24 protein-coding genes are annotated in these 23,271 nt (G+C 67.2%); 11 read left to right on the forward strand and 13 right to left on the reverse strand.

Annotation, left to right across the window (positions count from 1 at the left end; all coding sequences use genetic code 11):
* Nucleotides 1–445 precede the first annotated feature (445 nt).
* The 3 genes from CP984_RS00005 (at nt 446) to CP984_RS00015 (ending at nt 4,775) form a co-directional block, all read left to right on the forward strand.
* On the forward strand, nt 446–3,271 hold the full coding sequence (locus tag CP984_RS00005; RefSeq protein ID WP_030183732.1) for a DEAD/DEAH box helicase: 2,826 nt from the start codon (nt 446–448) through the stop codon (nt 3,269–3,271).
* A 75-nt stretch (nt 3,272–3,346) separates the two neighbouring features.
* Nucleotides 3,347–3,895, forward strand: a complete 549-nt coding sequence (locus CP984_RS00010; RefSeq protein ID WP_030190736.1) for an SLATT domain-containing protein — start codon at nt 3,347–3,349, stop codon at nt 3,893–3,895.
* A 10-nt stretch (nt 3,896–3,905) separates the two neighbouring features.
* On the forward strand, nt 3,906–4,775 hold the full coding sequence (locus tag CP984_RS00015; RefSeq protein WP_003986473.1) for an SMODS domain-containing nucleotidyltransferase: 870 nt from the start codon (nt 3,906–3,908) through the stop codon (nt 4,773–4,775).
* A 126-nt stretch (nt 4,776–4,901) separates the two neighbouring features.
* Here the strand turns inward: CP984_RS00015 and CP984_RS00020 are convergent, their stop codons facing one another.
* Both CP984_RS00020 and CP984_RS42515 read right to left on the reverse strand, forming a co-directional pair.
* Complete coding sequence (locus CP984_RS00020; RefSeq protein WP_226048767.1) at nt 4,902–5,213, reverse strand: hypothetical protein; 312 nt, start codon at nt 5,211–5,213, stop codon at nt 4,902–4,904.
* Entirely contained in the window at nt 5,210–5,335 is a 126-nt protein-coding gene (locus CP984_RS42515) for a hypothetical protein (RefSeq protein WP_263407356.1), read from the reverse strand. The genes CP984_RS00020 and CP984_RS42515 overlap by 4 nt, the downstream gene beginning before the upstream one ends.
* 81 nt (nt 5,336–5,416) lie before the next feature.
* Between CP984_RS42515 and CP984_RS41745 the strand changes: the two genes are divergently transcribed.
* The 3 genes from CP984_RS41745 to CP984_RS00035 all read left to right on the forward strand — a co-directional run bounded on the left by CP984_RS41745 (nt 5,417) and on the right by CP984_RS00035 (nt 8,881).
* Entirely contained in the window at nt 5,417–6,241 is an 825-nt protein-coding gene (locus tag CP984_RS41745) for an HNH endonuclease (protein WP_226048574.1), read from the forward strand.
* A gap of 217 nt (nt 6,242–6,458) precedes the next feature.
* Entirely contained in the window at nt 6,459–7,505 is a 1,047-nt protein-coding gene (locus CP984_RS41750; protein WP_226048575.1) for a DEAD/DEAH box helicase, read from the forward strand.
* An 11-nt stretch (nt 7,506–7,516) separates the two neighbouring features.
* Nucleotides 7,517–8,881, forward strand: coding sequence for a hypothetical protein (locus CP984_RS00035; protein ID WP_003986478.1), 1,365 nt, complete (start codon nt 7,517–7,519; stop codon nt 8,879–8,881).
* A 133-nt stretch (nt 8,882–9,014) separates the two neighbouring features.
* Here CP984_RS00035 and CP984_RS00040 read toward each other — a convergent pair whose 3' ends face one another.
* The 3 genes from CP984_RS00040 to CP984_RS42520 all read right to left on the reverse strand — a co-directional run bounded on the left by CP984_RS00040 (nt 9,015) and on the right by CP984_RS42520 (nt 11,465).
* Nucleotides 9,015–9,590, reverse strand: a complete 576-nt coding sequence (locus CP984_RS00040; protein WP_003986479.1) for a hypothetical protein — start codon at nt 9,588–9,590, stop codon at nt 9,015–9,017.
* Nucleotides 9,591–9,657: 67 nt separating this feature from the next.
* Nucleotides 9,658–11,232 carry a helix-turn-helix domain-containing protein gene (locus CP984_RS00045; RefSeq protein WP_398663969.1) on the reverse strand — a complete coding sequence of 525 codons (1,575 nt, stop codon included), beginning with the start codon at nt 11,230–11,232 and terminating at the stop codon, nt 9,658–9,660.
* Nucleotides 11,233–11,339: 107 nt separating this feature from the next.
* The gene (locus CP984_RS42520) at nt 11,340–11,465 is read right to left on the reverse strand and encodes a hypothetical protein (RefSeq protein ID WP_255304190.1); all 126 of its coding nucleotides are present in this window, start codon (nt 11,463–11,465) and stop codon (nt 11,340–11,342) included.
* A 544-nt stretch (nt 11,466–12,009) separates the two neighbouring features.
* Here CP984_RS42520 and CP984_RS00050 point away from each other — a divergent pair.
* Nucleotides 12,010–12,474 carry a hypothetical protein gene (locus CP984_RS00050; protein ID WP_129820789.1) on the forward strand — a complete coding sequence of 155 codons (465 nt, stop codon included), beginning with the start codon at nt 12,010–12,012 and terminating at the stop codon, nt 12,472–12,474.
* A 235-nt stretch (nt 12,475–12,709) separates the two neighbouring features.
* On the opposite strand, the gene CP984_RS00055 is transcribed toward CP984_RS00050, so the two are convergent.
* Both CP984_RS00055 and CP984_RS40960 read right to left on the reverse strand, forming a co-directional pair.
* On the reverse strand, nt 12,710–12,997 hold the full coding sequence (locus CP984_RS00055; RefSeq protein WP_003980079.1) for a hypothetical protein: 288 nt from the start codon (nt 12,995–12,997) through the stop codon (nt 12,710–12,712).
* Nucleotides 12,998–13,243: 246 nt separating this feature from the next.
* Complete coding sequence (locus CP984_RS40960) at nt 13,244–14,281, reverse strand: helix-turn-helix domain-containing protein (RefSeq protein WP_003980078.1); 1,038 nt, start codon at nt 14,279–14,281, stop codon at nt 13,244–13,246.
* Between the two features lie 102 nt (nt 14,282–14,383).
* On the opposite strand from CP984_RS40960, the gene CP984_RS00065 reads away from it, so the two are divergent.
* Both CP984_RS00065 and CP984_RS40965 read left to right on the forward strand, forming a co-directional pair.
* Nucleotides 14,384–14,578 (forward strand): hypothetical protein, encoded by a 195-nt coding sequence (locus CP984_RS00065; protein ID WP_003980077.1) that lies wholly within the window; start codon nt 14,384–14,386, stop codon nt 14,576–14,578.
* Nucleotides 14,575–14,730 carry a hypothetical protein gene (locus CP984_RS40965; RefSeq protein WP_156100301.1) on the forward strand — a complete coding sequence of 52 codons (156 nt, stop codon included), beginning with the start codon at nt 14,575–14,577 and terminating at the stop codon, nt 14,728–14,730. The genes CP984_RS00065 and CP984_RS40965 overlap by 4 nt, the downstream gene beginning before the upstream one ends.
* A gap of 173 nt (nt 14,731–14,903) precedes the next feature.
* On the opposite strand, the gene CP984_RS00070 is transcribed toward CP984_RS40965, so the two are convergent.
* Entirely contained in the window at nt 14,904–15,851 is a 948-nt protein-coding gene (locus tag CP984_RS00070; RefSeq protein ID WP_030190744.1) for a TIGR03564 family F420-dependent LLM class oxidoreductase, read from the reverse strand.
* 146 nt (nt 15,852–15,997) lie between these two features.
* Here CP984_RS00070 and CP984_RS00075 point away from each other — a divergent pair, with 146 nt between their 5' ends.
* The gene (locus CP984_RS00075; RefSeq protein ID WP_030190745.1) at nt 15,998–16,564 is read left to right on the forward strand and encodes a TetR/AcrR family transcriptional regulator; all 567 of its coding nucleotides are present in this window, start codon (nt 15,998–16,000) and stop codon (nt 16,562–16,564) included.
* A gap of 391 nt (nt 16,565–16,955) precedes the next feature.
* On the opposite strand, the gene CP984_RS00080 is transcribed toward CP984_RS00075, so the two are convergent.
* A complete protein-coding gene (locus CP984_RS00080; RefSeq protein WP_129820790.1) occupies nt 16,956–17,420 on the reverse strand; it encodes a hypothetical protein in 465 nt (154 codons plus the stop codon).
* Nucleotides 17,421–17,647: 227 nt separating this feature from the next.
* Nucleotides 17,648–17,890: a hypothetical protein gene (locus tag CP984_RS00085; protein ID WP_030190747.1), complete on the reverse strand. Its 243-nt coding sequence runs from the start codon at nt 17,888–17,890 to the stop codon at nt 17,648–17,650.
* Here CP984_RS00085 and CP984_RS40970 point away from each other — a divergent pair.
* Nucleotides 17,880–18,032 (forward strand): hypothetical protein, encoded by a 153-nt coding sequence (locus CP984_RS40970; protein WP_156100302.1) that lies wholly within the window; start codon nt 17,880–17,882, stop codon nt 18,030–18,032. The two genes, CP984_RS00085 and CP984_RS40970, sit on opposite strands and share 11 nt — an antisense overlap.
* A gap of 17 nt (nt 18,033–18,049) precedes the next feature.
* On the opposite strand, the gene CP984_RS00090 is transcribed toward CP984_RS40970, so the two are convergent.
* The 3 genes from CP984_RS00090 to CP984_RS00100 form a co-directional block, all read right to left on the reverse strand.
* Nucleotides 18,050–18,238, reverse strand: a complete 189-nt coding sequence (locus CP984_RS00090; RefSeq protein WP_003980072.1) for a hypothetical protein — start codon at nt 18,236–18,238, stop codon at nt 18,050–18,052.
* Nucleotides 18,239–18,490: 252 nt separating this feature from the next.
* Nucleotides 18,491–19,102 (reverse strand): DUF6928 family protein, encoded by a 612-nt coding sequence (locus tag CP984_RS00095; RefSeq protein WP_030190749.1) that lies wholly within the window; start codon nt 19,100–19,102, stop codon nt 18,491–18,493.
* A 40-nt stretch (nt 19,103–19,142) separates the two neighbouring features.
* Nucleotides 19,143–22,970: a polymorphic toxin-type HINT domain-containing protein gene (locus CP984_RS00100; protein ID WP_158182446.1), complete on the reverse strand. Its 3,828-nt coding sequence runs from the start codon at nt 22,968–22,970 to the stop codon at nt 19,143–19,145.
* Between the last annotated feature and the right edge of the window lie 301 nt (nt 22,971–23,271).

Below are 23,271 nucleotides of genomic sequence, written 5' to 3' on the forward strand. Positions count from 1 at the left end.
ATTGCTCCGCAATTCAATGCGGGCCGCTTTTCTATGGTGCAGCGTTCGCGGCGCTTGGCTCCTGTCACTGTGGATCAGGCCAAAGATCAGCGGGCTACTTGCCGAGGGCAGACGGATACTCGATGCGGCCCGGGGTCTGCACCGGCGGCGGCGGCGCCCTGACCCCTTCCGCTGCTGAGTGCTTCGTGAACGGACCCGTTGAGGGGCCGCCAGCCTCCACGGTTCGCGCCGCATGCCCCTATGCTACGGGACACAACTCCTCGTGTCTACGTTTCTCCAAAACTGATGCAGCGTGATGCAAGGGCGGGTAGAGTCTGGAAAAACTGGTCACCCCCGGAGCGGACGGAGACGTCTGGTTCTTCGAGTCAGACAAATTATGTAACGCGCCTCAGGGAATTCATGCGCGAGAACTCGCTTGCAAAAATCGTCGGTTGGGAGTCGGTCAGTGACTAGTAGCGGTCTTTGGCGGCATCAGGCAGAAGCCGATGACGCGATTTTCCGGGGCCTTTCCGTACCTCCGGACGGGGTGGTGCCCGCCGGGGGCCTGCGGGGGACGGTGGTGATGGCGACCGGTACCGGCAAGACGCGCCTTGCAGCGGTCTCGGCCCGACGCCTGGTGCCCCGGGGGCGCGTGGGGGTAATGGTGCCGACGCTCGAACTGCTCACACAGACCGTCGAAACCTGGCGAGCCATGGGCCACCAGGAGCCGATGATCGCCGTGTGCTCCCTCGGCGCCGACCCTCTCCTGGAGACGCTCGGCGTGCGGTGCACGACCAACCCGACACAGCTGGCCCTGTGGGCGTCGGCCAGCGGACCGGTGACCATCTTCGCGACGTACGCGTCGCTGGTGCCGCAGGGACTGGAGGACGAAGGCGCCGACCTTGCGGTCGAGGCCGGCGGGCCGGGCCAGGCCGGCGACTCGGCGCCGGGGGCGCTGGAGCGGGCGATGCGCGGCTCCTACGGACAACGCCTCGGCACCTTCGACCTGCTGATCATCGACGAGGCACACCGCACGTCCGGTGACCTGGGCAAGAAGTGGGCGTCGGTGCTGGACAACGAGCGCATCCCCGCGGCGCGCAGGCTTTTCATGACGGCCACACCCCGCCTGTGGGAGGTCCAGCCCGGCCCCGGCGGCACCCGCCGGAGGAAGGGTGAGAAGGGCGCTGAGGAGCGTTCAGAGGCCGCGGAGGGCGATGCGGGTGGTGTGGGGCGGCTGGTCGCCTCGATGGATGACGAAGCGCTGTACGGGCCGGTGCTGTTCGAGTTCGGGCTGATGGAGGCCATCGAGCGCGGCGTCCTCGCCAGCTTCGAGATCGACGTGCTGGAGATCCGCGACCCAGAGATGCCCGGAGAAGGCGCTCCGGTCGAAGAGGTGCGGGGCCGGCGTCTCGCGGCACTGCAGGCCGCCCTGCTCAAGCACCTGAGCACCGAGGCCCTGGGAACGCGCTCCTTGCTGTCGTTCCACTGGCGCACCATCGAGGCGATGGCGGCCGCGCGGGCGCTGCCGGAGACGGCTGCGGAGCTGTACGCGATGGATCCCGCGGTCTACCCGAAGCGGGTGGGTTCGGAGTGGCTGTGCGGGGAGCATCCGGCCGTCTACCGGCGTCAGGTGCTGGGGCGGTTCGCCGACGGCCTGGACGCCGAGGGCTGGGTCAACGATGTGCAGATCCTGCACAGCTGTCAGGTCCTCAGCGAAGGCATCGACATCCGCGGCCGGCGGGGTGTGGACGGGGTGATCTTCGCGGACACGCGCAGCTCGCCGGTGCAGATCGTGCAGATCGCCGGACGCGGACTGCGCCAGAACCCCGGCGAAGGCAAAGTCGCCCGGCTGATCGTGCCCATCTTTCTGAAGCCGGGGGAGAATCCCGAGGACATGATGGCCTCGGCCTCCTACCGGCCCCTGGTCGCCGTCCTCCAAGGACTGCGGGCGCACGATGAGCGGATCGCGCAGCGGCTGCTGCTCACCACCCGCACCGCCCGCGGCCGCGCCACCAGCGTCGTCGGTCTTGACCCCGACGCCGACATCGATGAGGAATCCGCCGAGGCAGGCGAAGGCGGTGTCAGCGCGGACAGCGCGGGTGACGGTGCGGGCCCGGGCGCCGCGGAGTCGCAGGCCGCTGACGGTCAGGCTCCGGGGCCGGAGGAGGATGCCGATGGCGGTCTGGAGGACGGTGGGGCCGACGTCGGCGGGCGACAGGCGCGCAAGAAGACAAAGACGCCGTTGCTGCGGTTCTCGCTGCCGAAGAACCCCGACGTCATCGCCGCCTTTCTGCGTACCCGGGTGTTGCAGCCGGATTCGGAGGTGTGGCTGGCCGGCCTGAACGCCCTGCGGATCTGGGTCGAGGAGAACGGCAACGCGCAGGTACCGCTGGACGGCACCGTCACCCTTGGTGAAGACGGCGACCGTATCTACGCCCTGGGGGCGTGGATCAGCGAGCAGCGCAGGGCGTTTCGGGCCGGGACGCTCAAGGCGTGGCGCGCCGAGCTGCTGGACGAACTCGGGATGGTCTGGTCGGTCGCCGACGCGAAGTTCATGAAGAACCTGTCCGCGGCCCGCACCTATTACGCGGTGCACGGGACGCTCGCCGCCCCGAAGGACGCGGTCGCCGACGACGTGGCGGTCGGGCAGTGGCTCGCCAACCTGCGCAAGACCGGCGGCCTCGGCGCCAACGAGGAACGGGCCACCGAGCGCCGCCGGCTCCTGGAAGCCCTGGATCCGGACTGGAACCCGTCCTGGCCCGTCGACTGGCAGCGCCGCTACGTTCTTGTGCGACGGCTGCTGGAAGACGACGGTGCTACCCCGGGCGAGATCCGGCCGGGGGTCGTCGTGGACGGCGAGGACATCGGACGCTGGCTCAAGGCGCAGCGCGAGGGCTGGGAGCAGCTCCACGACGGGCAACGCGAACGCCTGGCCGCTCTCGGCATCGGGCCCGCCTCCCCGGACGAGGACCAGGACGTGGTGGAGGACGGCCCGGTTGGTACCGAGGCGTTCCCCAACGGCGTGCCCGGCCTCGCCGGCATGAACACCTTCGAGCGTGGTGTCGCCGCGCTGACCCAGTATCAGGCCCGCGAGAACACCCTCACCGTGCCCCGCAAACACACCGAAACCCTGCGGCCCGCAGAAGCCGACGGGGACGGTAAGGACGGTGGCGAGGAAGTGCTGGTGCGACTCGGCGTATGGCTATCCAACACTCGATCCAGGCGCGCCAAACTACGGCCCGAACAGCACACGGTGCTGGCCGACCTCGGACTGGAATGGGCAGCAACGTGAGTAGAGCTCAGTTACGAGAGTTGGCTGTGTGAACGACAGGGTCTGATTGTCAGTGCGCGACGCTAGCGTTGTTCCATGCCGGAAATCAGCCACCAGTCAACCGATGCTGAACGTCGCATGGCCATCGCAAGTGAGCTGGAGCGCTTGGAGGAGAGTGCGAAGTTCAGCTCGCAGTCCCAGTTCGAGCAGTCCAAGCGCTGGCGTGCCATCAATCTCTTGCTGGGTGTCCCGGCCAGTGGCCTGGCCGCCGTCGCCGGCGCCACGGCCTTGGTGACGACCACTGGGCGAGTGGTGGCTGGCCTCGTCGCCCTGGCTTCCGCCGTTTTGGGAGCCATCTTGACGACCACCAACGCCTCGCACCGGATGAACCAGGCCGCGGCAGCGGCTAACGCCTATCTGGAGATCCAGACCGCCGCCCGCCAGGCCCGCGAGATCGATCTTCCTTACTCGTCGGTGGACGAAGCGCGGACGGTCCTGGCCGAGCTCACCGCCCGGCGCGATGAGCAGAACAAGACCGCCGAGCCACCTGGCCGGCGCGCCTACCTGCGCGGCCGAAAGAACATCGAAGGCGGCGGGCAGACCTACGCCGTCGACGCATCACCAGACCAGTCCGAAATACAGTAAAGGGGCAAACATGGCACTTTCCGTGCACCAGGGGTTCGACTCCTTCTTGCAGCAGTTGGTACCTACGGCCGGCGAGCGTGACGCGAAGGCGCGCCATCGGCGCAGTGTGGAGGCTTCGCTGGAAGCCTCACCATTCGGAGTCTTCCTGTTCCGGGAGACGGGATCGTTCACCCATGGCACTGGTGTCCGGGGGCACTGCGACGTGGACCTTCTGGTCAGCATCAAAGCCAGCCGCCCCAACAGTTCGGACACCGCCCTGGGCTGGGTGAAGTCCACGCTCCAGGCAAGCTTCCCGTCTACCGAGGTCGTGGTCCGGCGCCCCACAGTCCAAGTCAGGTTCAACGGCGGGGCAGAGACCTGGGAGGTGCTTCCCGGGTTCGTCACCCTCCGGGGCGGTGACACGCCGGTCTACGACATCCCCGGAGCCGCCGGGGGATGGTTGGACTCCGCGCCTACCGCACACCTGGGCTACGTGAACGAGGTCAACCAGATCCCTGCTGTCGCCGGCGGCGCCAAAAGGCTCGCCCGGCTGGCCAAGGCATGGAAGTACTACAACAACGTACCGATCTCCTCCTTTTACCTGGAGATGCGCGCCGCCCAGTACGTGGCGGGCATATCAAACTTTATTCCGGTTTGGGATATGTGCCTGTTCTTGGAGAAGCTCAGCGGCCACCAGCTCGCTGCCATGAACGATCCGAAGAACAAGGCGGGACGGTTTACCGCCTGCTCCAGCGAGGCAACCCGCCGAGACGCACTGTCCAAGCTCAGTACGGCGGCGACCCGCGCCAGAAAGGCGCTCGATGCCTACCAGAAGAATGATCACTCCACAGCATTCGCCTACCTTGACCTTCTGTTCGGGTATCACTTCCCTATCCGGTGACCCGCCCACAAACAGCCCGATGCATCTTTCACCGAAGGTAGGCGGCCGCGCGACGCTCTCTCCAGCATCGTGATCAGTGGTATCGGTCGGAGGATGCTGAGAGCCTGTAACGTCGGCACCGCACCGTCATGAAGCGGCCTGGCAGGGGTCACTTCCGAATTTGGATGTCTGGCTGTCGTGGTCAGCGATGACGCGCAGGTCTGGGAAGCGGAACCATCCGAGGTCGCGCCATTGGCGGTGTCCGCGCTGGCCGCGTACGGGCATGAAGTTCACGGCGGCCACCAGGCGGCCCTCGGCGGCGCCGTGGCCGTCGCAGCGCAGCAGGGCCAGGGCGTCCGAACCGAACGGGGTGGCCAGCGGGGTAAGGATGGTGCCGCCGGCGCTCATCTGGTCCAGCCAGGCCGGGGGGATCCGCTGGACGGCGGCCGTGGAGATCAGCCGGTCATACGGGGCGCGGCCCGGTGGCCCTGTTCCCCGTCGCCGACGACGACGGCCGGGGCCAGGTCCAGCGCGTTCAGCTTGTCGCGGGCCTGCTGGGCGATCGTCGCGTCGATCTCCACCGGTCGTGACGTTGTCAGCGCCGATCCGCCGGGACGGTTTGGGTAGGCGTCTTACACAATTTCAGTACGTTCCGTGCCGAAATGGCTTCTGATGCGTTGTTTAAGTGTCATGCGGTGAAGGGCGGAGATGTAGTGACCGAGCGTGATACCCGACGGCTTTTCAGACAAGATCAGCGGAAGGTGCTGTTCTCCCTGGCCGAGGGGCGCTGCCAGATTTGCAGCGCGGAACTGGGTGAGGACTGGAATGCCGATCACAGAATCCCATGGTCAGAGGGCGGCCCCACCACGATCGAGAACGGTCAGGCAGTATGCGGCCCCTGCAATACAAGCAAAGGAACCGGGTCGCAGTATGCGGACGAGTTCCAAGCTCGCCCCTTTCAGCGCGAAGTTTTGTTTCAGGCGCTTGAGCGCATTCAGGAAAAGCAGCGCTTTTCGGTTGTTCTAGCCTCACCTGGCTCGGGCAAGACGCTCGCATACCAGGCTCTTGCGACCCATCTGTTCCGGCTTGGGCTGATCGACTACGTAGCTGTCTTCGCGCCGCGTATTGCTCTCGCCGTGCAGTGTGAGACGACCTGGATGTGGGTGGACCTGAACAAACAGGTCCACGGCATGTGTCATCTATTCGACCCGGCGAAGCGATTCGGGAGAATCCGGCACAAGATCAAAGAGACTCCCCTCACGAAGTGGAGTGAACCGGGCACGGGGTTCGTCGCCACGTACTGCTCGCTGGTCCACAACGAAAGTGTCTTCATGGAGTGGGGCGGGAACATCGAGGGCGCTTCCTGCTGGTCGCCGACGAGGCGCAGTTTTGCGGATCAAATTCCGATGACAGGGAAGATGGCGGCACGAAGTCGGGAGCTCTGGTCGAGCAGTTGCACGAGTATGCGCTGCACACGGTTCTGCTGACAGGGACGCCGTACCGAGCTGACGGGCAGCCGTTGATCCTTGCCGACTATGAGTCGGATCCAGACGATCCGAAGAAGCGGATTCTGGTGTCTCACGCGCAGGCGAAGTACTCGGACGGCATCGCTGAGGGTACTTGCGCACGTTCGAGCTGCATCGTACAGATTCTCGTGTATCGAAGCGCACACTCGGGGATCCCTGCAGCGGAGCGGGAGACAGAGTGCTGGAGTACAACCTGTCCGATGATGGCAGCGAGTTGGTTCCAGTGCTGCGCGATGAGGATGTTTGGAAGCCTCTGGTGGATCGCGTCGTGGCCAAGGTGCGCGATAAGCAGAAGTTTCACGCGTCCTACCGAGGTCTCATCTCCTGCATCGAGCAGCGTGACGCGAAAAAGGTGAAGAAGTACCTTGAGGAGCGGTATCCCGCTCTACGTGTCGGCCTGGCGGTGTCGTCCGAGACCGACGCGGCGCAGACTCTCGAAGACTTCAAGCACCAACCGATGGACATCTTGGTCACCGTTCGAATGGCATTCATCGGCTACGACTGTCCGCAGATCACTGTGGTGGGGATTCTTACCAATTACCGGCACAGCGGGCACCTCAGCCAGTTGGTGGGACGGGGCCTTCGGGTGTGGAAGGAGGGACCGCCGCCACGAGAGCAGTCGTGTGTGATCGTCGCACCGGACGACCCCAAGATGGAGGAGTTCCTGCGGTACCTGCGAGAGGAGGAGCAGCAGGGGCTGGCAATCATCGAGCGACGGGAGCCCGGTGAGCCGGACGGGCCTGGAGGGACAGTCCAGGAGGAGATTTCCTACATCGACAAGGCCTACGCGACGAATACCCGGGCGTCCGACAACGAACGCAACATGGAGGCCTCCACGCTAACGATGATCGAGGGACTGAAGGTTGCGGTGGACTCCGGCGAAGATGCCACCAAACTCTTGAGGCTCCTGGACCTGGCGGGCTTGGCGGTACAAGAGCAGGTCGTACCCGACCCGCGATCGGCACCTCCAGCGCCCCCACCGCAGGTACCCAAGACGGAGCGCCAGCAGGTCGCCGAGATCAACGCCAAGGTGAAGGATGAGATCACCAGCTACCTTCACCTCCGCGGAGTGAGCGTCAAGGCACCTGGCTATGAGCAGGCGGTGACGAATGCGACCGGCCGGGTGAACTCGGTTGCTGGCTACACCTCGGCCGAGGCCGACACGGTGGACAAGGCTGACCGCAGGCTTAGAGCGGCCAAGGCTCTAAGCAGGTATCTCGGTTAGGAAGGGATCAGATGTCTGTTCGTTCTGACTCCAACAGCTACCTCACCGAAGAGCAGCAGCAGGTATACCAGCTTCGGGAGTCGTTGGAACGCAACGGCGGCAGCCCGGTCGGCTTTCTGGGGCTGCTGGCCGCAGTCGTCAAGGCCGACACGTGGCGCAAGGTACCCTCCGGAGTCAATGGGGAGAAGCCCTTCGCCGACTTCACCGACTTCCTGCAGGCCAAGCCCCCGTTCGGGCTGGGGACCAAGGTCGAGCATGTCCGCGTTCTCCTGCAGATCCCACACCCGCATGAAGGCGTCCCCCATATCCGTCAGGAGATGGACGAGATGCGGGCCGTGGTGAATAAGCTCCTCGGCCCTGATCTCTCTGCGGATCCGGTGTTCCAAGACGCGCAGCGCTTTGGCACCTACGCAACGTCGGGCGGGTGGCTCTTCGGCCTCATGGTGGCCCGCAGCGTCCACAAGAACCGTGGTCAACGACCCGGCACGGTGGTAGCTCAGGCCGGCGAACTCGCCGGACCATCCCAGAAGATCCCTCTGACCGCTTTCGCCGCGGCTGCGCGGTGTTCCACCGACCGGGTTTCCCGGTTTTACAACGCGTGGGAACGGGCTGCCACAGCCGGCCTGGTACCCGCCTGCGACGAACTGCGGCCCGGCGACACTGTCGAACTGCCCGACACGAGCCTGTGGAGCACCTACTTCACCAGTTTCGAACGATCCACAGACCGGCGCGAGGCCATCGCCGAGCAAGCTGAAGCATCCGGCACCAGCTACAGCAAGGCCCTCGACATCGCGACAAACCCCAGCGCCCTGCGCACCGCGATCCTCGCCGATCCCAAAGCCGCCACAGCAGCACACGAGGCGCTGATGGACCGTCTGGAGGACGACAGCGAACTCCAGAGGTCAATGGCCCGTGCTCTTGCCGAAGCTCCCCAACTGAAGAAAGCGTTGGCGACCGAGGCACGGCGTACGGACCAACTCGACTACGTCCGCAAGATCGCCGAAGAGGGCACCGTCAAGACCCTGGCGGGACGATGCATCGAGGCGCCCGCGCAGGTGAAGGCCGAGGCCGAACGCTACCTGACCCAGTTGGAGAACACCGCGCTAGACGGCCCGGCCGAGTCGGTCGCGCAAGCCTACGAAGCCGTCCAGCAGCTCATCACCGAGACCATCGAGGCCAACCCGGAAATCAGCCTCCAGGAACGACGCGCCCGGTTCCACAGTCAGGTGACCAAAGCCTCCAAGACGTTCCAGCAACTCGCCCTGGACGACGTCGCCGACCTCTACGAAGCAGACGTAGTCAGCGAACTCGAGGCCCTCCAGACAGCCGTCACCACCTGTCTTGAAGGCATCAAACGCGGAGCTCTGAAGCAATAACCCCACTGTTGCGCCAGCCCGGTGTGCTCAGCGGCATTCCCGGGCACTGCATAGCGGCGCAACAGATGCAGAATGCCCGAGAAGGCCGCTTCGACCGACCATGCCGCCCATGTGATGCGGGATGGCATTGTGGTCAGGCGGCCCAGCCGACGGAGGAGACGTTGCTGTACGCGTCGTAGTCGGAGCCGAGGTCGGTGATGAGGTCATCCCAGATGCGGTCCAACGCCTCGGCGTCGTCGGCCAGCCAGGCATCGACCGCCGCATCCCAGACGCGGGGGCGTACGGACAGCCGTCGGGTGGCCAGGTCCCGCTGGTGGCGGCCTTCGACCCGGGTCTGGTCGACCGGGTTGATTTCGATGCGGGTGCCGCCGCGGGACGTCAGGCGGCGTTTGAGGTCCGCGGCCACGTTGCGACGCCGCAGGTCCCAGTACGCCACGTCCAGCTTCAGGCGGTTGGCCGCGTTCGGCGAGCGCTCCTCCGCGAGCCAGGCGTACAGGGTGCGGGTGGTCACGCTGATGCCCGCGCGCTCCATGGCCGCGTAGCCGGCCTCGGAGGCGGTCAGGTAGCGCAGGCGGGCGGCGATGCCCCGCTCGGAGTGGGGCGAGGACTGCAGGCCCGTCACCATGCGCTCGATGCCGTAGCCGAGGGCGTCACCGCCACCCATACCCTGGGCGTTGTAGCGGCCCAGCTCCATCCACCGCCCCGCCATCAGCGGGCTCCGTCAGGCGCGGTGACGGTGTAGATGACGGGTTCGCCGTCGCGGTCGGTCTTGACCTTCATCTCCCCCAGGCCCCGGCCCTCGGGAAGACCGGGCGCCAGTCGCCGGCGACGTGCAGCTCGTCGGTGCCCATGACGCTGATGACGGTCAGGCCGGCCTGGTGGGCCTTGTAGGCGCGGTTCCACAGGTTCGCGAACGCCTGGGAGCGCACGAGGTGCATCCAGTCCGGCCGCATGATCTCCCGGTTGTGGACCGACTCGCCCAGGGTGGAGACGAACTTGGCGTACATCGCTTTCACATACGCCTCGGTGACGTCATCGCCTGCCTCGATGGCCTTGGTGCGGGCGCCGGCGAGCAGGACGCGCAGGGCGTCGAGGAAGTTCTCGGTGGCGCCGGAGGTCCAGGACTCGTGGATGTGCGGCGGTTCGTCCAGGAGGCGGTACTTGGGGCCCGCGAGGCGCAGCAGGAGGCGCAGGGTGGACTCCGTCACCCACAGGGGGCCCGGTTCGTCGCGGTCGCCGAGGGGGTTGGGCAGGTCGCGGTGGTCCCACGGGGGTGGGGTGATCAGGTGGACGCCGGCGCGCTTGCGGTCATGCGTGCCGTCGGTGGAGTGCTCCAGCTTGCCGATCGGCAGCCAGGTTTTCATCGCGGAGAGGTAGGCGGCATTGACGTCCAGGGCGGTGACGTGAAGGGGGCCGTCGGGGTGGCGGCGGTGGTCGGGGTGGCGCCAGTTCGGGCGGGCCTCCCAGATCAGATCGGGATCGCCCTTCTTCGGCTTGTGCAGGATGTCCGGCAGGGCCGGGTAGGCGGTGTAGTCGTAGCGGGCGTTGACGCGGGTCTCGTCGAACAGGGCCATCACGTCGGGGATGGCCCGCTTGATCAGCGCGGCCGTCGCGGCATCCGCGTCGCCCTCGGCTTTGTCCAGTTCGGTGCGCACCGCGCGGACGATGAGCTGCTCGGTGTCGGCCTGGGCGCGGGCGGCGGAGCGGGCGCGGCGCTGGGACTGGTGACGCTGCGCGTTGCGTGCCGCCAGCGCGGCCGGGCTCGAATCCGGCCCCGGGGCGGGGGCAGAGCTTGCGGAGGTGGTCGGCGCCGGCACAGCGGCAGCCGGCGCACCCGCGGCCGGCTCCGTGGCCGGAGCAGCCGCGGGCGGCGAAGCGGAGACCGGGGTGGCGGCGGGAGCCGGGCAGAAACCGCCCGGGTGCAGGGAACGGCCGTCGGTCGCCTTGTACGGAGTGGGGGCACCACAGCGCAGACACGGGGCCATCTCGCCCTGGACGACCAGACCGTCGGGACCGAAAGCGCTGTACGCCTCGGCGAACACCGGCGCCACAGCCGCCGCTGGCACCGGCGCGGCAGGAGCCTCGGGCGCCTCGGCCGGAGCAGGGTGGAGCTGAGCCAGGCCCTCCAACAGCCGCAGGTACGCCAACCGCGCCGGAGGCGCCGGCTCGCTGGTCCCGGCCTCCCAGTTCGCCACCGTCTGACGCCCCACCCCGCACGCCTGCGCCACCTGGGTGCGCGACAGCTTCGCCGCCGTCCGCAACCGCAACCGCTCCTCCGGAGACGGCATCGCGGCCGTCAGCCGCGCCTCCTCCAGCAATGACTCCACACTGGGACTTTTGTCGTCAGCCATACCCTCACCATAGCACCATTGGACGATAATTAGGCGCTGATTTGGCGGTCATTACTGGCATCAAGGCGGGATCGCTGAGGTCGCAGAGAGGGCGTGCCCAGTTCGGTTCATCCGCGTGCCTTCTTCAGCAGCCGCTGGGCCGTACGCGTCACCACCGGGTGCCCGGCTTCGGTCAGCCGCTGGGCGGCCTGCGGCCCCTTCAGATCGGGGTCGGCTCGCAGCCACTTGGCCACCAGTACGGCTGGCTCACCGACCGGCCGGGCGGGTTGCCGCGCCGCAACAGGTCTCGGAGCGGTACTGGAGGGCTTTGGTGGGGCTTGCGGCTGCGCGGGTACATCCGCTGGAGGGGCCAGCGAAGCGTTCCGGGAGTCCGCAGCGGCCAGGAACCGTTTCAGCTCCGTCCTCAACTGCACGTAGCTGTCAATGAGCACCAGCGGCGGCGCTCCTGGGGCTGCGGCCTCCTCGATGACGTCCCAAACGGACGTGTCCAATTCCCGCAGCAGGGCCCACGCCCTCCCGGGCTTTCCCTCGCGCACCGTCTCCGGCTTCTTCGAACCCGCCGTACCGGCGGACAAAGCATCACTCATACCCAGACAACGACCACCCGCAGCCCGGGACATCCGCCAAGGCCCGGGCCGCCGCTGTCGCGCCACCGACGTTTTCGGCGACGAAAACCGAAAGCCGGTTACCGAAATGGGGACATGCCTGCAAGAACCGCAAACTCGGCCCTTGCGTAGGCAGCCGAGTCCTCGGCCTCTTCCAAATCGTTGAGCAGACGTGAACAACGAGAAGGCGGAGTCACCGGCGTCCTCGGTGCTGGCGCTGGCCGAAGAAGTACTCCTGGAGGAGTTCCAACAACAGGTGGTGGCAGATCCGCAGTCGGCGCTGGAGACGGTGGATCGGCTCGTGATGGGGATGCACTCGGCATCGTGCGGAGCTACCGGCACGGCGCGGAAGGCCGGCGTCAGCTGGCACGAGATCGGACGCGCGCACGCTGCCTTGGAGGGTGCGGGCATTCTCCTGCGGCAGGCGGCAGCGCTGTTCTTGGCCCTGCCCGCCGCCGATCGTGTCGCTGAACGCGAGATGCTTGCTCACGCCCTCGGTGAGCAGCCTGACGAAGACGATGACGAGGCTCGCGGCTGCGAAGATGCAGGCGGCGTACATGCAGTCGAGGACAACTGGTCGGCGGCCGTGGAGCGGTTTCGGCGCAATACCCGAGCCCCACTACCGCCGTTTCGGTAGGCGGCTCCTTCCCCAAAACGTCGGGTGGTGCAAGCCCTTCCTCGCCACGCTGGGAACCCTCACCGCCTTCGCGCTCTTCGCCGCCGTCATCTGCGTACTGTCCTTCCTCGAAGTGCTCGACCAGCTCAGCGCATTCGCAGGAAACATCGGCATCCGGGATGTTCCCCGCCGCCGGTAACCTGACGACGACGCTGCTGGCCCGACCGCACATTCCGACGGGCCAGCACCGCGGGCTCTACCCCCTCGCCGTGCCCCAGCCGCCGAGGAAGTCGGCCAGGACGCGGCGCTGGGCTTCCTCGCGGGCGATCTGCCCGGCGAGCACCTGACGGTCGACGTAAGGGTCGACAGCGGCGAGGACCAGGCGCTGCAGCTCGTGCGGTTCGAGGGCCTCGACCTCCCACTGCACCGGGTGGGCGGGGTCGAGGCCGTGGCGGCGGGCGAAGGCCGGCCACCGCGGGTCGCCGCGCTTGCCCTCGGCCGCCGGCAGACCGTACGCGCGCACCTGCTCGTACGTGAGCAGCACGCGGGTGACCCGGCTCCAGCACCCGGTGCGCTGGACCCACTGTTGTCGTTCCGATCTCGAGAGGCGGGTGTCGAACGGGAGTCTCGATCGGGTGATCGCGGCGGACTGCGGGCATGAAGGCAGGGCCTCTTGGTAGCTCGGGGCTGCGAAGCCACGCGGCAGCCGCCCTGTTGGTGCCGGCGAAGGCCAGCGACCGCGGTCCCGGCCTGTTCGCCGAACACGGTCCGGCATCCCCCACCCCGTGGGTCAGGTGCATTTTTGGGTCGTCCGGGGCGCGGGGCCCTGGCCGCGGGTGATCTGGAAGTCGATGGGAATGTCGAAGTCGGTGGATGCGGCGTCAGTGTGTGTGGTTTCCGGGAAGTCGATGATGACCAGGCGAATCCAGGTGTCGGAGGAGCGTTTGATCACGACGGACTGGCCGACGTCGCCCCCTGAGACCTGGCAGGTGGTCCACGGGGTAATGACGGAGTAGACGACTCCCGGGATGTTGTTGCCGTCGACCGACAGTACACTGATCGTGACCAGGCCGTCCCGGGTACGGGCCGGGCGGGAGGAATGAGCGGTCAGCATCGCTGTTCCCGGTGTCCACGCCGGCTGAGGCACGGAAGACGGGGAAAGGGAAGCTTTCGCCGTGTTCTGTCCTGCTGTGCGCGAGCGGGTTGGGGTAGCGAGGCCCGTTGCCGAGGCGCCCGGGTGGGGCCGGTGTCCGTTGCCCGGCAGCAGGAACACGCACGCCAAGGCCGCGGCGGCCACCACCGCCCCACCGGCCACGAAGGGCCACCGCCGGCGCCGGACCAGCACGGCCGGCTCCTTGGCGGCCCCGGCCTGCACCGGAGCGCCGCCGGTCAGTTCCGGGACGGCCGCCGGGAGCGGCTCAGTGTCCGGACAGCGGGAGGGCTCCACAACCGCCTGGCCCTGCGGAACCTCCTGGGCCGACGGCACCTCCAGGGCCGGCGGGGGCACCGGCGGGGCCAGCGGAACCGGCGGGGTGCGTGCCATGTCGGCCTCGATCCACCGCTGACGGCACGCCGCCACCGCCTCCTCACCACCCAGCGCCCAGGCGACCGGCTCGACCGTCTCCCAGCGCGGCAGGCGCTTGCCGTTGAGCATGTCCGAGATCGTGCTCTCGCGCACGGTGGCATGCGGGTAGCGGCGCCTGCTGCGCCGCACCACCTGGGCGTAGCTGGGCTTTCCCGCCTGCCGGCGCAGCTCCTGCAGCCACAGGGCGAACTCCGCGACCGCGTCGGACGGCTCACCAGCATGTTCGCTGTCGTTCGCTGTCATTCGCCGTCCCCCTCGCCGAACGCCGACCGTGGCTGACTGGTCATCACCACCACACATCCACGCGGCACCGTACCGCCCCGCAACGAGGAGGCCCCTGTCGTGATGACGGCACTCACCTGCACCAGCGCAACCCTCGCCCTGGCCGCCGTCGGCCGGCTGCTGGCCACAGCCGTCGCTCTCCTGGCCCGCGACCCCGCCCGCCGCGACGACGCCCGCAAAGTCCTCCGCCTCCTCCTAGCCCACCACCCCACCCGCCGCGCCAACCGGGCCCGCCCCGGCCGCCGCGCCAACCGATGACCACAACACCCCTTCCGGCCAGCCCAGACCAGCCTTGCCTCGACCCCCAGGACCCCGACACCGGCGCCCAGTACCGCCTGCTGCAGCACGCGGCACGCAACGGGCACCTGCTGGCCGCCACTGTGGCCCTCTTCGACTATGCCGCACTCTGACGCCCCCGCCACCTCGTCGGCGCAGCTGCGCCTGGTGCCGACTCGCACCAGGAACCGCCGGAGCTTGGTCGGTGGTCCTGCCTTTCCGCGGGGGCGGTAGACCGGGCGGTCGAGAACCGCACAGGGATCACGGCGGGAGAAGCCGGAGGCGGTGCGGCCGGTTCGGTCCCGAGTCACAGAAGCCGGGCGATAGCCCAGGTCCGAGCGCGGTCTTGCGCGTCGAAGAGGTCGGTGTGGGTGATCATGACTTCGGTGGCCCCGGCGTCGAAGTAGCGGCGCAGACCGGCAGTGACAGTGGCCTCGTCGCCGGCGATCAGCAGGTCCGCCGCGTTCGACAGCCCCTCGGTCGCGATGACCTTCTGGTAGGACGGGATGCTGTCGTAGAAGCCGAGGGCGGCCGAGACGCGGTCGCGGGCGGCTGCGGCGTCGTCGGTGACCACCGCGGGCACCCCGGCCACGATCTGCGGGGCCGGCCGCCCGGCCGCGGCGGCGGCTTCGGCGATGGCCGGCACGATCTGTTCGGCGAGGGTACGAGGCCCGGCGAGGAAGGGAATCGTTCCCTCGGCCAGCTCGCCCGCGGCCGCGAGGGCCCGCGGCCCCATCGCAGCCACCAGCACCGGGACCGCCGGGGAAGCCCCGGCCACGGCCGTCGCGCCGACCGGACGCGATGTCAGCGTCTGTCCCACGAAGGCGGCGTCGTCGCCGTCCAGCAGCGGGCGCAGTGCGGTGAGGTACTCGCGCAGGTGCTGGATCTGCGGCGGATACGGCAGGCCGAACTGCGGCTCGAGAACAGTGCGCGCGCCGAGTCCGACGCCGAGCCGGAAGCGCCCGGCGGCAGCCGCCTGCGCCGTCTTCGCCGCCGCCGCGAGCAGCAGCGGATGGCGCGGATATATCGGCACGACCGAGGTACCTACGCAGACCCTGGGTTCCGCCCGACCCACCAGCCCGGCGAGCTGGGGCGCGTCGTAATCCGCCGCCTGTCCGAACCACACGGTGCGCACCCCGGCGTCGGCCACCTCGTGCGCGAACTCCACAGCCCGGTCCACAAGGTTGGTCATGCCAGGTTCCTGCGCGAACGTGCCTCCCAGAAACACTCCGACCCTCGTTCCGGCAGTGTCCATCACGAGCTCCTTCGTGATCCGCTTCACATGACTCACGTCGTCTGCACCACCGCGGCCTCCATCGTCCCGCAGCACCACAGTGATTGCAGGGTCTGCAATCACCGTACAGTTTGATTGCAGTTTCTGTAGTCACTACTCTGCGTGTCATGGGACGATGGCCGGGCGACACGCAGGAACGACTGCAGGAAGCCGCGATCGAGTTGTTCACCGAGCGCGGCTACGAACGCACGACCGTCGCCGAGATCGCGACGCGAGCCGGCCTGACCGAGCGCACCTTCTACAACCACTTCGCCGACAAACGCGAGGTGCTCTTCCCCGAGCAGGACTCGTTCATCGCCAAGGTCCGCGAAGCGGTGGGAACGGCACCCGCCAAGCAGTCCCCGCTCGACGCGGTCAACGCGGCATTCATCGCCGGCAGTGACTGGTTCGACCAGCGCCGGGAGGCAGCACAGCGCCGCAGGCGCATTCTCGACGCACATACCGATCTGCGAGAACGCGAATGGGCGAAACTGGCAGCCCTTAGTGAGGCGATCACCGCCGCGCTGCGCACACGGGGCATCCCCGACCCGGCGGCCACGCTGACCGCCGCGGTCTCCGTCACCACATACCAGCTCGCCGCAGCCCGGTGGCTGGCCGATCCGCAGTACGGCACGCTCGGGCATCACCTACACACGAGCTTCGAGGATCTGCACCGCACCGCACGCAGCTGGTAACGCCACATCGATACCGGCTGTGGCCGTCGGGGACCTCAACCGCCGGACAGCCAATACCGCACGCTTCATTCCGCGGGGTGTTGTCGGCCAGGGAGTGCGGAGAGGTCGCCGGTGGTCAGGACGCGGTCGGCGACGGCGGTGGGCTCAGATGTCCAGGACCCCAGGTGCCGACTCGCCTGAAAGTGGCCTGCGATTTTGCAATCCATGTTCCGGGCATATCGCACTCGCTGCGCCACACGGCCCGACATATACGCACGTCAAAGGCCCCGCCGTCAGGACACCGCGATGAGAAGCCCACGGACGCTGAGCCGCGAGTCGGCAGTGGGCGAAGAACAACGGGATCCCGCCCCTATCCCCTCGTGTCCGCAGGTTCAGCGAACGGTAAGCACGGTCAAGAGGACGAGGGCGCGCTGTTTGTCGTGCACCGGGCGGGCGCAGCAGGGCGGGCGCCCATCAGGCAGTACAGGAACAGACGGATCTCGGGGTAGAAGTCCGGGTCCTGGGGGGTGTAGCCGGTGGCGGCGTCCTGTGCTTCCCCGTCTTCCGGCCGGGCCGGGCCGGCGGGTGAGGAGCTGATCCAGTCGAGCAGTTGCCGGGCGTCGCCGTGTCCCCACGCGGCTGCACGCTGCAGGTAGCGGACGGCGGCGCGCATCCCCAGCAGGTGTCCGCGCCCCTGTTGGTGGGCCGCGGTGCTGCGGCGGGCGGCAGCGGCGAGCACGCGGAAGGCCGCTCCCGGGTGCCCGGCGTCAGACAGGGCGCAGTGGAACAGGGATTCGGCGGTCTCGGTCTCGCCGCGGTGCAGTGCCCTGGACCCGATCCGGTAGTGGGAATTGGCGCCGGACCGCAAGGGGGACACCAGAGAGGGAGGCTGGCGCGGGTGTCCTCCCCAGTCCCCGCCGGGACGGTCCCAGTGATCCCGGGGGCGCGCCTGCGCAAGCAGCTGCTGCCTCAACCGCTCCATGTAGGTCATTCCTGCTCCTGCCGTAGCAGCCGGGCCGCACCTGGCCGGCAGCCGGCATGTCGCTCCGGCCGGTCACCGCGCCCACTGCCCCACCATGCCGTACCTCTACCGCGCCCCACCGCTCATCGCCGCGGCGCGTCGTACGGAAACCGCACACCCAGCTCAACGACGGTGGCCCGGCCCGTCTCCAGGCCCAGGGCCGGTACGGGCTGACGGTGATCGTGCTGGCAGGCGGCGCCGCGTCCGCAGTCGCGGGCCCGCTGCCAGCTCAGGTGTTCGCCGCGGTCGGCCAGCTCCGGCAGCAGGGCCGTGAGCTGGTACCCCAGACGGACAAGGCGTCCTCCACAGCCTCGGGTGTCACGCAAGCTCGCCACGACAGGTGTGCGTGTCGTCGTCGGTGACCACGCCCGGCAGCAGGCGCAGCACCTCCCGGGCATCGGCGAGCCCGACGACCCCGTCGTTGACGAGGGCTTAGACGAGAGCTGCGTCAGCTCCGCTGATCTGTGACAGCCCGTGACTACCGTCTAAGACGAGGCGCCTGGGCCTGGGATTCCTGACAGGCCGGCGGCCCGCCACGCCGCGAACAGCTCATCGCGCGCGCGACGGAAGGCGTCGTCACGCTTACCGTCGAGGAGCAGCGTGGTGGCCACCGTGCGGACGGCCGGGATGTCCAGGGAGAGAACGGCCAGGATGCGCTCCAGGTCGGCGACCACCTCGTCGATGCCGCGGGGCGGGGTAAAGCAGCGCAGCGCTCTCGCCCACCACGGGCTCGAATGGGCAACATGACCAAGGGCAGCAGCAAGTGGGGGGAGGTAGCGGGCTCATCGCCGCACACGTTCCCTTACCCGGCTGTTTGACTGCAAGAGGAGCCTGTGAGAATCAACAGGCCCCTCTTGCAGACTGCGGTAGGAAACGTACTCGCAGAAACTCACCGCATTCTGGCTACCCGGTCACCGGTATCCCGGCTACCCGCCAGCGCAGAAAGCTGGCATCTCGATCTCCTCAGGATCGATACATGAGGAGTCTTCGTGCCCTTCGAGGATGAATCCGAAGAATTCCCTCAGCGCTTCGTTACCCAGTTCCACCGGATGGAAAGGCAGAGAGTAGCCCGAGTCGCTGGCCGGGCGCTGGCCATTCCAGAAGGGAATTTCGAAGGAGAGGCGCTCCCCTAGGTCTTCGGTGATCCCGGAATCTGGGCTCATGCTTACTGAACGCAGGAGCTCACCGCCTGACCACATAGCGAAGGATGCCCAGTCTTCTGCGCTATGCATGAACACGCCATAAGCAGTCCGTCCGGCTGCCCGTCGGGCAACGTATTCAGTAAGCTGACTGGGGTTGGCCTTCGCCAGGTCACGAGAACAGACGATTTCAAGGCCGGGGAAGGACGCCGTGCAGACAGTCCCCGGACTGGGCCAGGCCGCCAAGTCGAGCGGCAGCAGTTCCGTTTCGCTAGCTGTCGCCCCGAGGACTTCCTCCGCCAACAGCCTGGCTTTCTGCAGATCAATTTCCGGTTCACGCCGAAGAATATTTCGCGGATGCTCATCCGCAAATGCCACGATGGCAGCTTTCGATCCCATCAGTTCCTCCTGTCCCTTCTATAGGCGCAGTTACATGTAGCTACGGATTGCATGCTCCGCACCGCCACAGGTCGATCTCTACGTCCATCTTAACCGTGGATCCCTTCTTGAAGCCGGGGAGCCGTCCCGACCTCAATTCAGCCCCGGTCTTCCCCAGGTCGGCGTATCCCACTACCTGATTGCCGGTCAGGCTTGCACCCTTACCGGTTTTTACTTCGATTGCCTTCCACTTTCCCGAGGGGTGCTGCGCTACAAAGTCAGCCCGGAATATGTCACCGTTGCTGTTCAGGAATCTAACTTCCCTGGTGATGTTGGTGTACCCCTCTGACTTGAGGCGCTGGTGGGTGGCAGCCTCGCCCAGGTCACCGTGACGCAATCCATCGATGGGGCACTCGCCGGTATTGTGGACCAGTACAGGCGCGGACCCTGCCAGCACATAGTAGGTGTGGACGCCTTCGACTGTCAGGTTGAAGGTGCGTGCGTGCTGTGTGTACGCCCGGTTGCCCTCTACCTTGACGGTGGTGCGATCACTGCTCAGGAGACTGACACCCGGCTTGATCTGGCCTGCCCGTAGCCAGCGCTGCTCTGACGGGCTCCAGAACGGGTGCTCATAAGTGGCCGTCAGTTTCGCCGGGCCCTTTCGAGTGGCGATAGTGAGCTCGTTGAAGCGCTTGTCATCTTCGGTGACGATGCGCTGCTCAACTCTTCGGTTAGATGTCTCCCCGGTGACCGGATCGGTCGCGAGGACCACATCGTTTTTCTTGATGTCCTCAATGTTCCGTTTGGTCCGGTCCCCCATGAGGACTTTGGTACCAGGAAGGAAGCATTTGCAGGCCCGCCTGAGGTTACGCGCCTTGCTTCCGAGTTTTTCGACAACTTTCGCCCCCTTCAGTACCTTCCCCACGGGAAGGAACTGGGCTGCCGCCAGGGCACAGCCACCGATGGAAGGGTCAGCGATGCACTCGGCGATATCCTTCGCTCCGACCAGGTCGAGAGCGGCGCCAACTATACCCCCGTAGCAGCGCGGGTCGTACCAGGGACACTTCTTTTTGCGGGCCTGCGTTTCTATTTCCTTTGCCTTCTGGCGGGCCGCTTCCTCGCGGGATCTCTGCTCCTCTTTTTCCTTGCGAGCCTTTTCTTCAAGGTATTCCTTGTGGCTCAGTTCTGCGACGCGGTTCTTCACCTGGTCCGACGCAGTTTGAGCGGCTGCAGCGTCTTTCCCTGCCCGGTCGGCTGAGTAGCGCGCGTCGGCTGCCGCCGAGTATGCGGAGCTGGCGGAATTGTGCGCCCAGTTGGCTGAGGCTTGCGCGCGGTCTGCGGAAGCCTGTGCGTCCTTGGCGTCCTGGGCTGCTGCTGCAGCTGCCTGGGTAGCTTGCTGCGCCGACTTCTGCGCCTCTTTTGCGGATTCTGCTGCGGCTTGGGCATCCAGGCGTGCTTGGCTGGCGAATGTGTTCGCCTGTCCTGCGAAGTCTCGGGCGTCTTGTGCGTACTTGGCGGCCCTGGTTTCCTCGTTCTTGGCTGTGGCTGCGGCAGCAGCTGCCTGTGAGGCATCTTGCTGGGCCGTGGCTGCGGCTGCAGCGGCTTCTGATATGAGCTTCTTGATGACCGCCTCATGGGTGGCCGTGAGGTCGTCCAGACGGGCCGCTGAGTACTGTCCGACCTGGATGAACTCATGCAGGAGTTCGGCTGGGCTTTCGAGCGCGGCCTTGGCGGCCGCCTTCATCTCGGGGCCGCCTCCGTCCAGGAGCTGGGCGGCGCGGGCACGTTCATCGGCTTCCCGAGCGGTGTACTGGGTTTCACCGAGGAAGTCGCGGAGCTTGTCTACCGAGCCGTCTTTCAGGGCTGCCCCGGCTGCGTTCCTGACCCGTGGGCTTGCGCCGTCGTTGATCTGGGCGACGCGCCGAAGGTAGTCACCCGCTGCTGCCTTGTGCTGTCCGGTGCGCAGAAATTCTGCGATTTGGCGGGTGTCGCCCTTGAGGGCTTCCTTGGCCGCTTCACGGACTGGTTCGAGAGCGCTGTCGTCGGCAAGCTGCTGGACGTGGGCCCGCTCGTCCTCCTCGACGGCTTTCTGCCGGTCGCTCCGTAGGTACTCGATGACGATGTTGTCGGGGCTGGCCAGTGCCCGTTTGGCGGCGGACTGGCTCCATGGGCCGCGGGCTTTCAGGGTCTGGATGGCCAGTTTGCGGCCCTTGGCGGCCAACTCCTTGATATCGGCACCGGTTCTGGCTGCTTCGGTCGCCAAGCGGGCGGCTTCTTCTTCGAGGGCCTTGTCTTCTTGAGCGGTACGGTCGGTTTCGGCCTGGCGACGCTCTTCGGCCTGGCGCAGTTTCGTGGCCTGTTCGACTCTGAGTGCAGTGCGGGCCTTGATTTCCTCGACTTCGACCTTTTGTGCCAACTCGTGGACCTTGCGGGCTGTTGCAACAGCTTTGGAAGCATCGTCGGCGGCGCGCTGAGCAGCTTCGGCATGCGCCTTGGCCTCCGTGGCGGCTGTCTTTGCATCGCCAGCGCGTTCGGCGGCTTCCTCCGCTGCCTTTCCGGCCTTGCGGGCGTGGTCGGCGGCGTTCTCCGCGGCCTGCCAGGCTTGCCGCGCGTTATCTGCGGCCAGGTTGGCCAGCCGCTGGGACTCACCGGCTGCGCGGGCCGACTCCGCAGCCCGGCGACGTGCCGTTGCCGCGAACTGTTTGGCGCGCGTGGCCTCGGCGCTGGCCTGGCCAGAGAGACCACCAGCAGTGTCTGCGGCGCTGGCGGCCGCGTCGGCGTTTCGGCTCGCGCTGACGGCCGCACCCGCGGCCTCACCGGCGGCCCGGGATGCCACCTCTACCTGCTGGGCAGCCACCTTGGATTTTTCGGCTGCCTCTGCTGCCGCGTACGCATCGTCTGCTGCCTTGCGTGCGGCAGCGGCTCCCTTGGCATCCGTGGCTGCATTCGCGGCCGCATTGCGGGCGCGGGAGGCGGCTGCCGCTGCACCGGTTGCGGCAGCGGCCGCGTTCGCGGCAGCCCTGGAAGCCATGCGCGCCGCAGCGTTGGCGGCCTGCGCCGCGCCAATGGCTTCCTGAGCAGCGCGGGCTGCGCCCTGGGCTGCGGCTGCCGCCTTGCTGGCGGCTTCAGCCCCCTTTTCGGCTTCCTTGCCGGCTTCTGCGGTCTCCCGTTGGGCCTCAGCCGCCAAGTCCTTGGCGTCGTCGGCTGCCGCGGTGGCGCGTTCGGCGGCTTTCTTGGCTGCTGCGGTCTGGTTCTGGGCGACTTGGCTGGCGTCCTTGGCCTGCTGCGCGAGCTGGGCGACCGAGGTTCGCTCCTCATCTCGGGCCCGGGCGATGAGCACGCCGACGTTGAGGAACTCCCGGACGTCTTGTGCCGAACCGTTGAGGGCGGTCTTGGCGGCTTCTTGGACAGCAGGACCGCCGGCGCTCATGGTCTGCACGAGCTTCAGGCGCTCGTCGGCCGCTCGTGCCGTGTACTGGCCCTCATCGAGGAACTTGCGGATGTCCTCGGGGGTTCCCTTCAGCGCGGCCTGTCCGGCCTCCTTGAGGGGGCGGCCCGCACCGTCGATGATCTGTGCGACCTGTGCGACCTGATCGGATTTCAGCGGCTCCTGCCAGCCTTCTTCCAGGAATTCCCGGAGGTCTTCGGAGGTGCCCTTCAACGCCTTGTGCGCGGCCTCGTGGAGATGTGGTCCACCAACGTCATTCATCCGGCTTACGTCAAGGACATCATCGCGGAGCGCAGCTCGGTCCGCGCCGACATCGAGGAAGCGGCGCACATCCTCATCGGTGCCCATGAGAGCCGCCTCTGCAGCGGCTTTCACGCCGGGGCCGCCTTCGGCCCACAAGTCGACCACGCGGCCGCGTTCGGTCGACAAGAGGTAGCTCATGTCACGGACGGTGGTCGTTGGTGTTTCTGCGGCCACGGCAGGGGGCGCCCCGGCCAAGCCGATAAGAAGCGCCATGGGCAGGAGGCTCAGGCACAGCATACGTATGCCGAGCCCCCACCCTCCCTGGGGCTTCGTCAAGTAGAGCTTGTCTCTCACTGGTTGGCAATCTGTTCAGTTTCTAATGTTCTGCCTCTCGGCGCCGCGAGCATATATGCCTTATCGGGTAACCGAACAAAGCAATGAGCTAGTCGGTGTGGCCCAGGACACACAAGAATCGCTGGACGGCACCGACCCCTGGAAG

The sequence above is a fragment of the Streptomyces rimosus genome (assembly GCF_008704655.1).
In the GTDB taxonomy this organism is placed as follows: Bacteria; Actinomycetota; Actinomycetes; order Streptomycetales; family Streptomycetaceae; genus Streptomyces; species Streptomyces rimosus.

Bases quoted from the DNA above. Each gene is read 5' to 3' on its own strand.
- CP984_RS00010 (WP_030190736.1), top strand. From the start codon at position 3,347: ATGCCGGAAATCAGCCACCAGTCAACCGATGCTGAACGTCGCATGGCC.
- CP984_RS00015 (WP_003986473.1), top strand. From the start codon at position 3,906: ATGGCACTTTCCGTGCACCAGGGGTTCGACTCCTTCTTGCAGCAGTTG.
- CP984_RS41745 (WP_226048574.1), top strand. From the start codon at position 5,417: ATGGCTTCTGATGCGTTGTTTAAGTGTCATGCGGTGAAGGGCGGAGAT.
- CP984_RS00035 (WP_003986478.1), top strand. From the start codon at position 7,517: ATGTCTGTTCGTTCTGACTCCAACAGCTACCTCACCGAAGAGCAGCAG.
- CP984_RS00040 (WP_003986479.1), bottom strand. From the start codon at position 9,590: ATGGCGGGGCGGTGGATGGAGCTGGGCCGCTACAACGCCCAGGGTATG.
- CP984_RS00045 (WP_398663969.1), bottom strand. From the start codon at position 11,232: ATGGCTGACGACAAAAGTCCCAGTGTGGAGTCATTGCTGGAGGAGGCG.
- CP984_RS40960 (WP_003980078.1), bottom strand. From the start codon at position 14,281: ATGACAGCGAACGACAGCGAACATGCTGGTGAGCCGTCCGACGCGGTC.
- CP984_RS00065 (WP_003980077.1), top strand. From the start codon at position 14,384: ATGACGGCACTCACCTGCACCAGCGCAACCCTCGCCCTGGCCGCCGTC.
- CP984_RS40965 (WP_156100301.1), top strand. From the start codon at position 14,575: ATGACCACAACACCCCTTCCGGCCAGCCCAGACCAGCCTTGCCTCGAC.
- CP984_RS00070 (WP_030190744.1), bottom strand. From the start codon at position 15,851: ATGGACACTGCCGGAACGAGGGTCGGAGTGTTTCTGGGAGGCACGTTC.
- CP984_RS00075 (WP_030190745.1), top strand. From the start codon at position 15,998: ATGGGACGATGGCCGGGCGACACGCAGGAACGACTGCAGGAAGCCGCG.
- CP984_RS00095 (WP_030190749.1), bottom strand. From the start codon at position 19,102: ATGGGATCGAAAGCTGCCATCGTGGCATTTGCGGATGAGCATCCGCGA.
- CP984_RS00100 (WP_158182446.1), bottom strand. From the start codon at position 22,970: ATGAGCTACCTCTTGTCGACCGAACGCGGCCGCGTGGTCGACTTGTGG.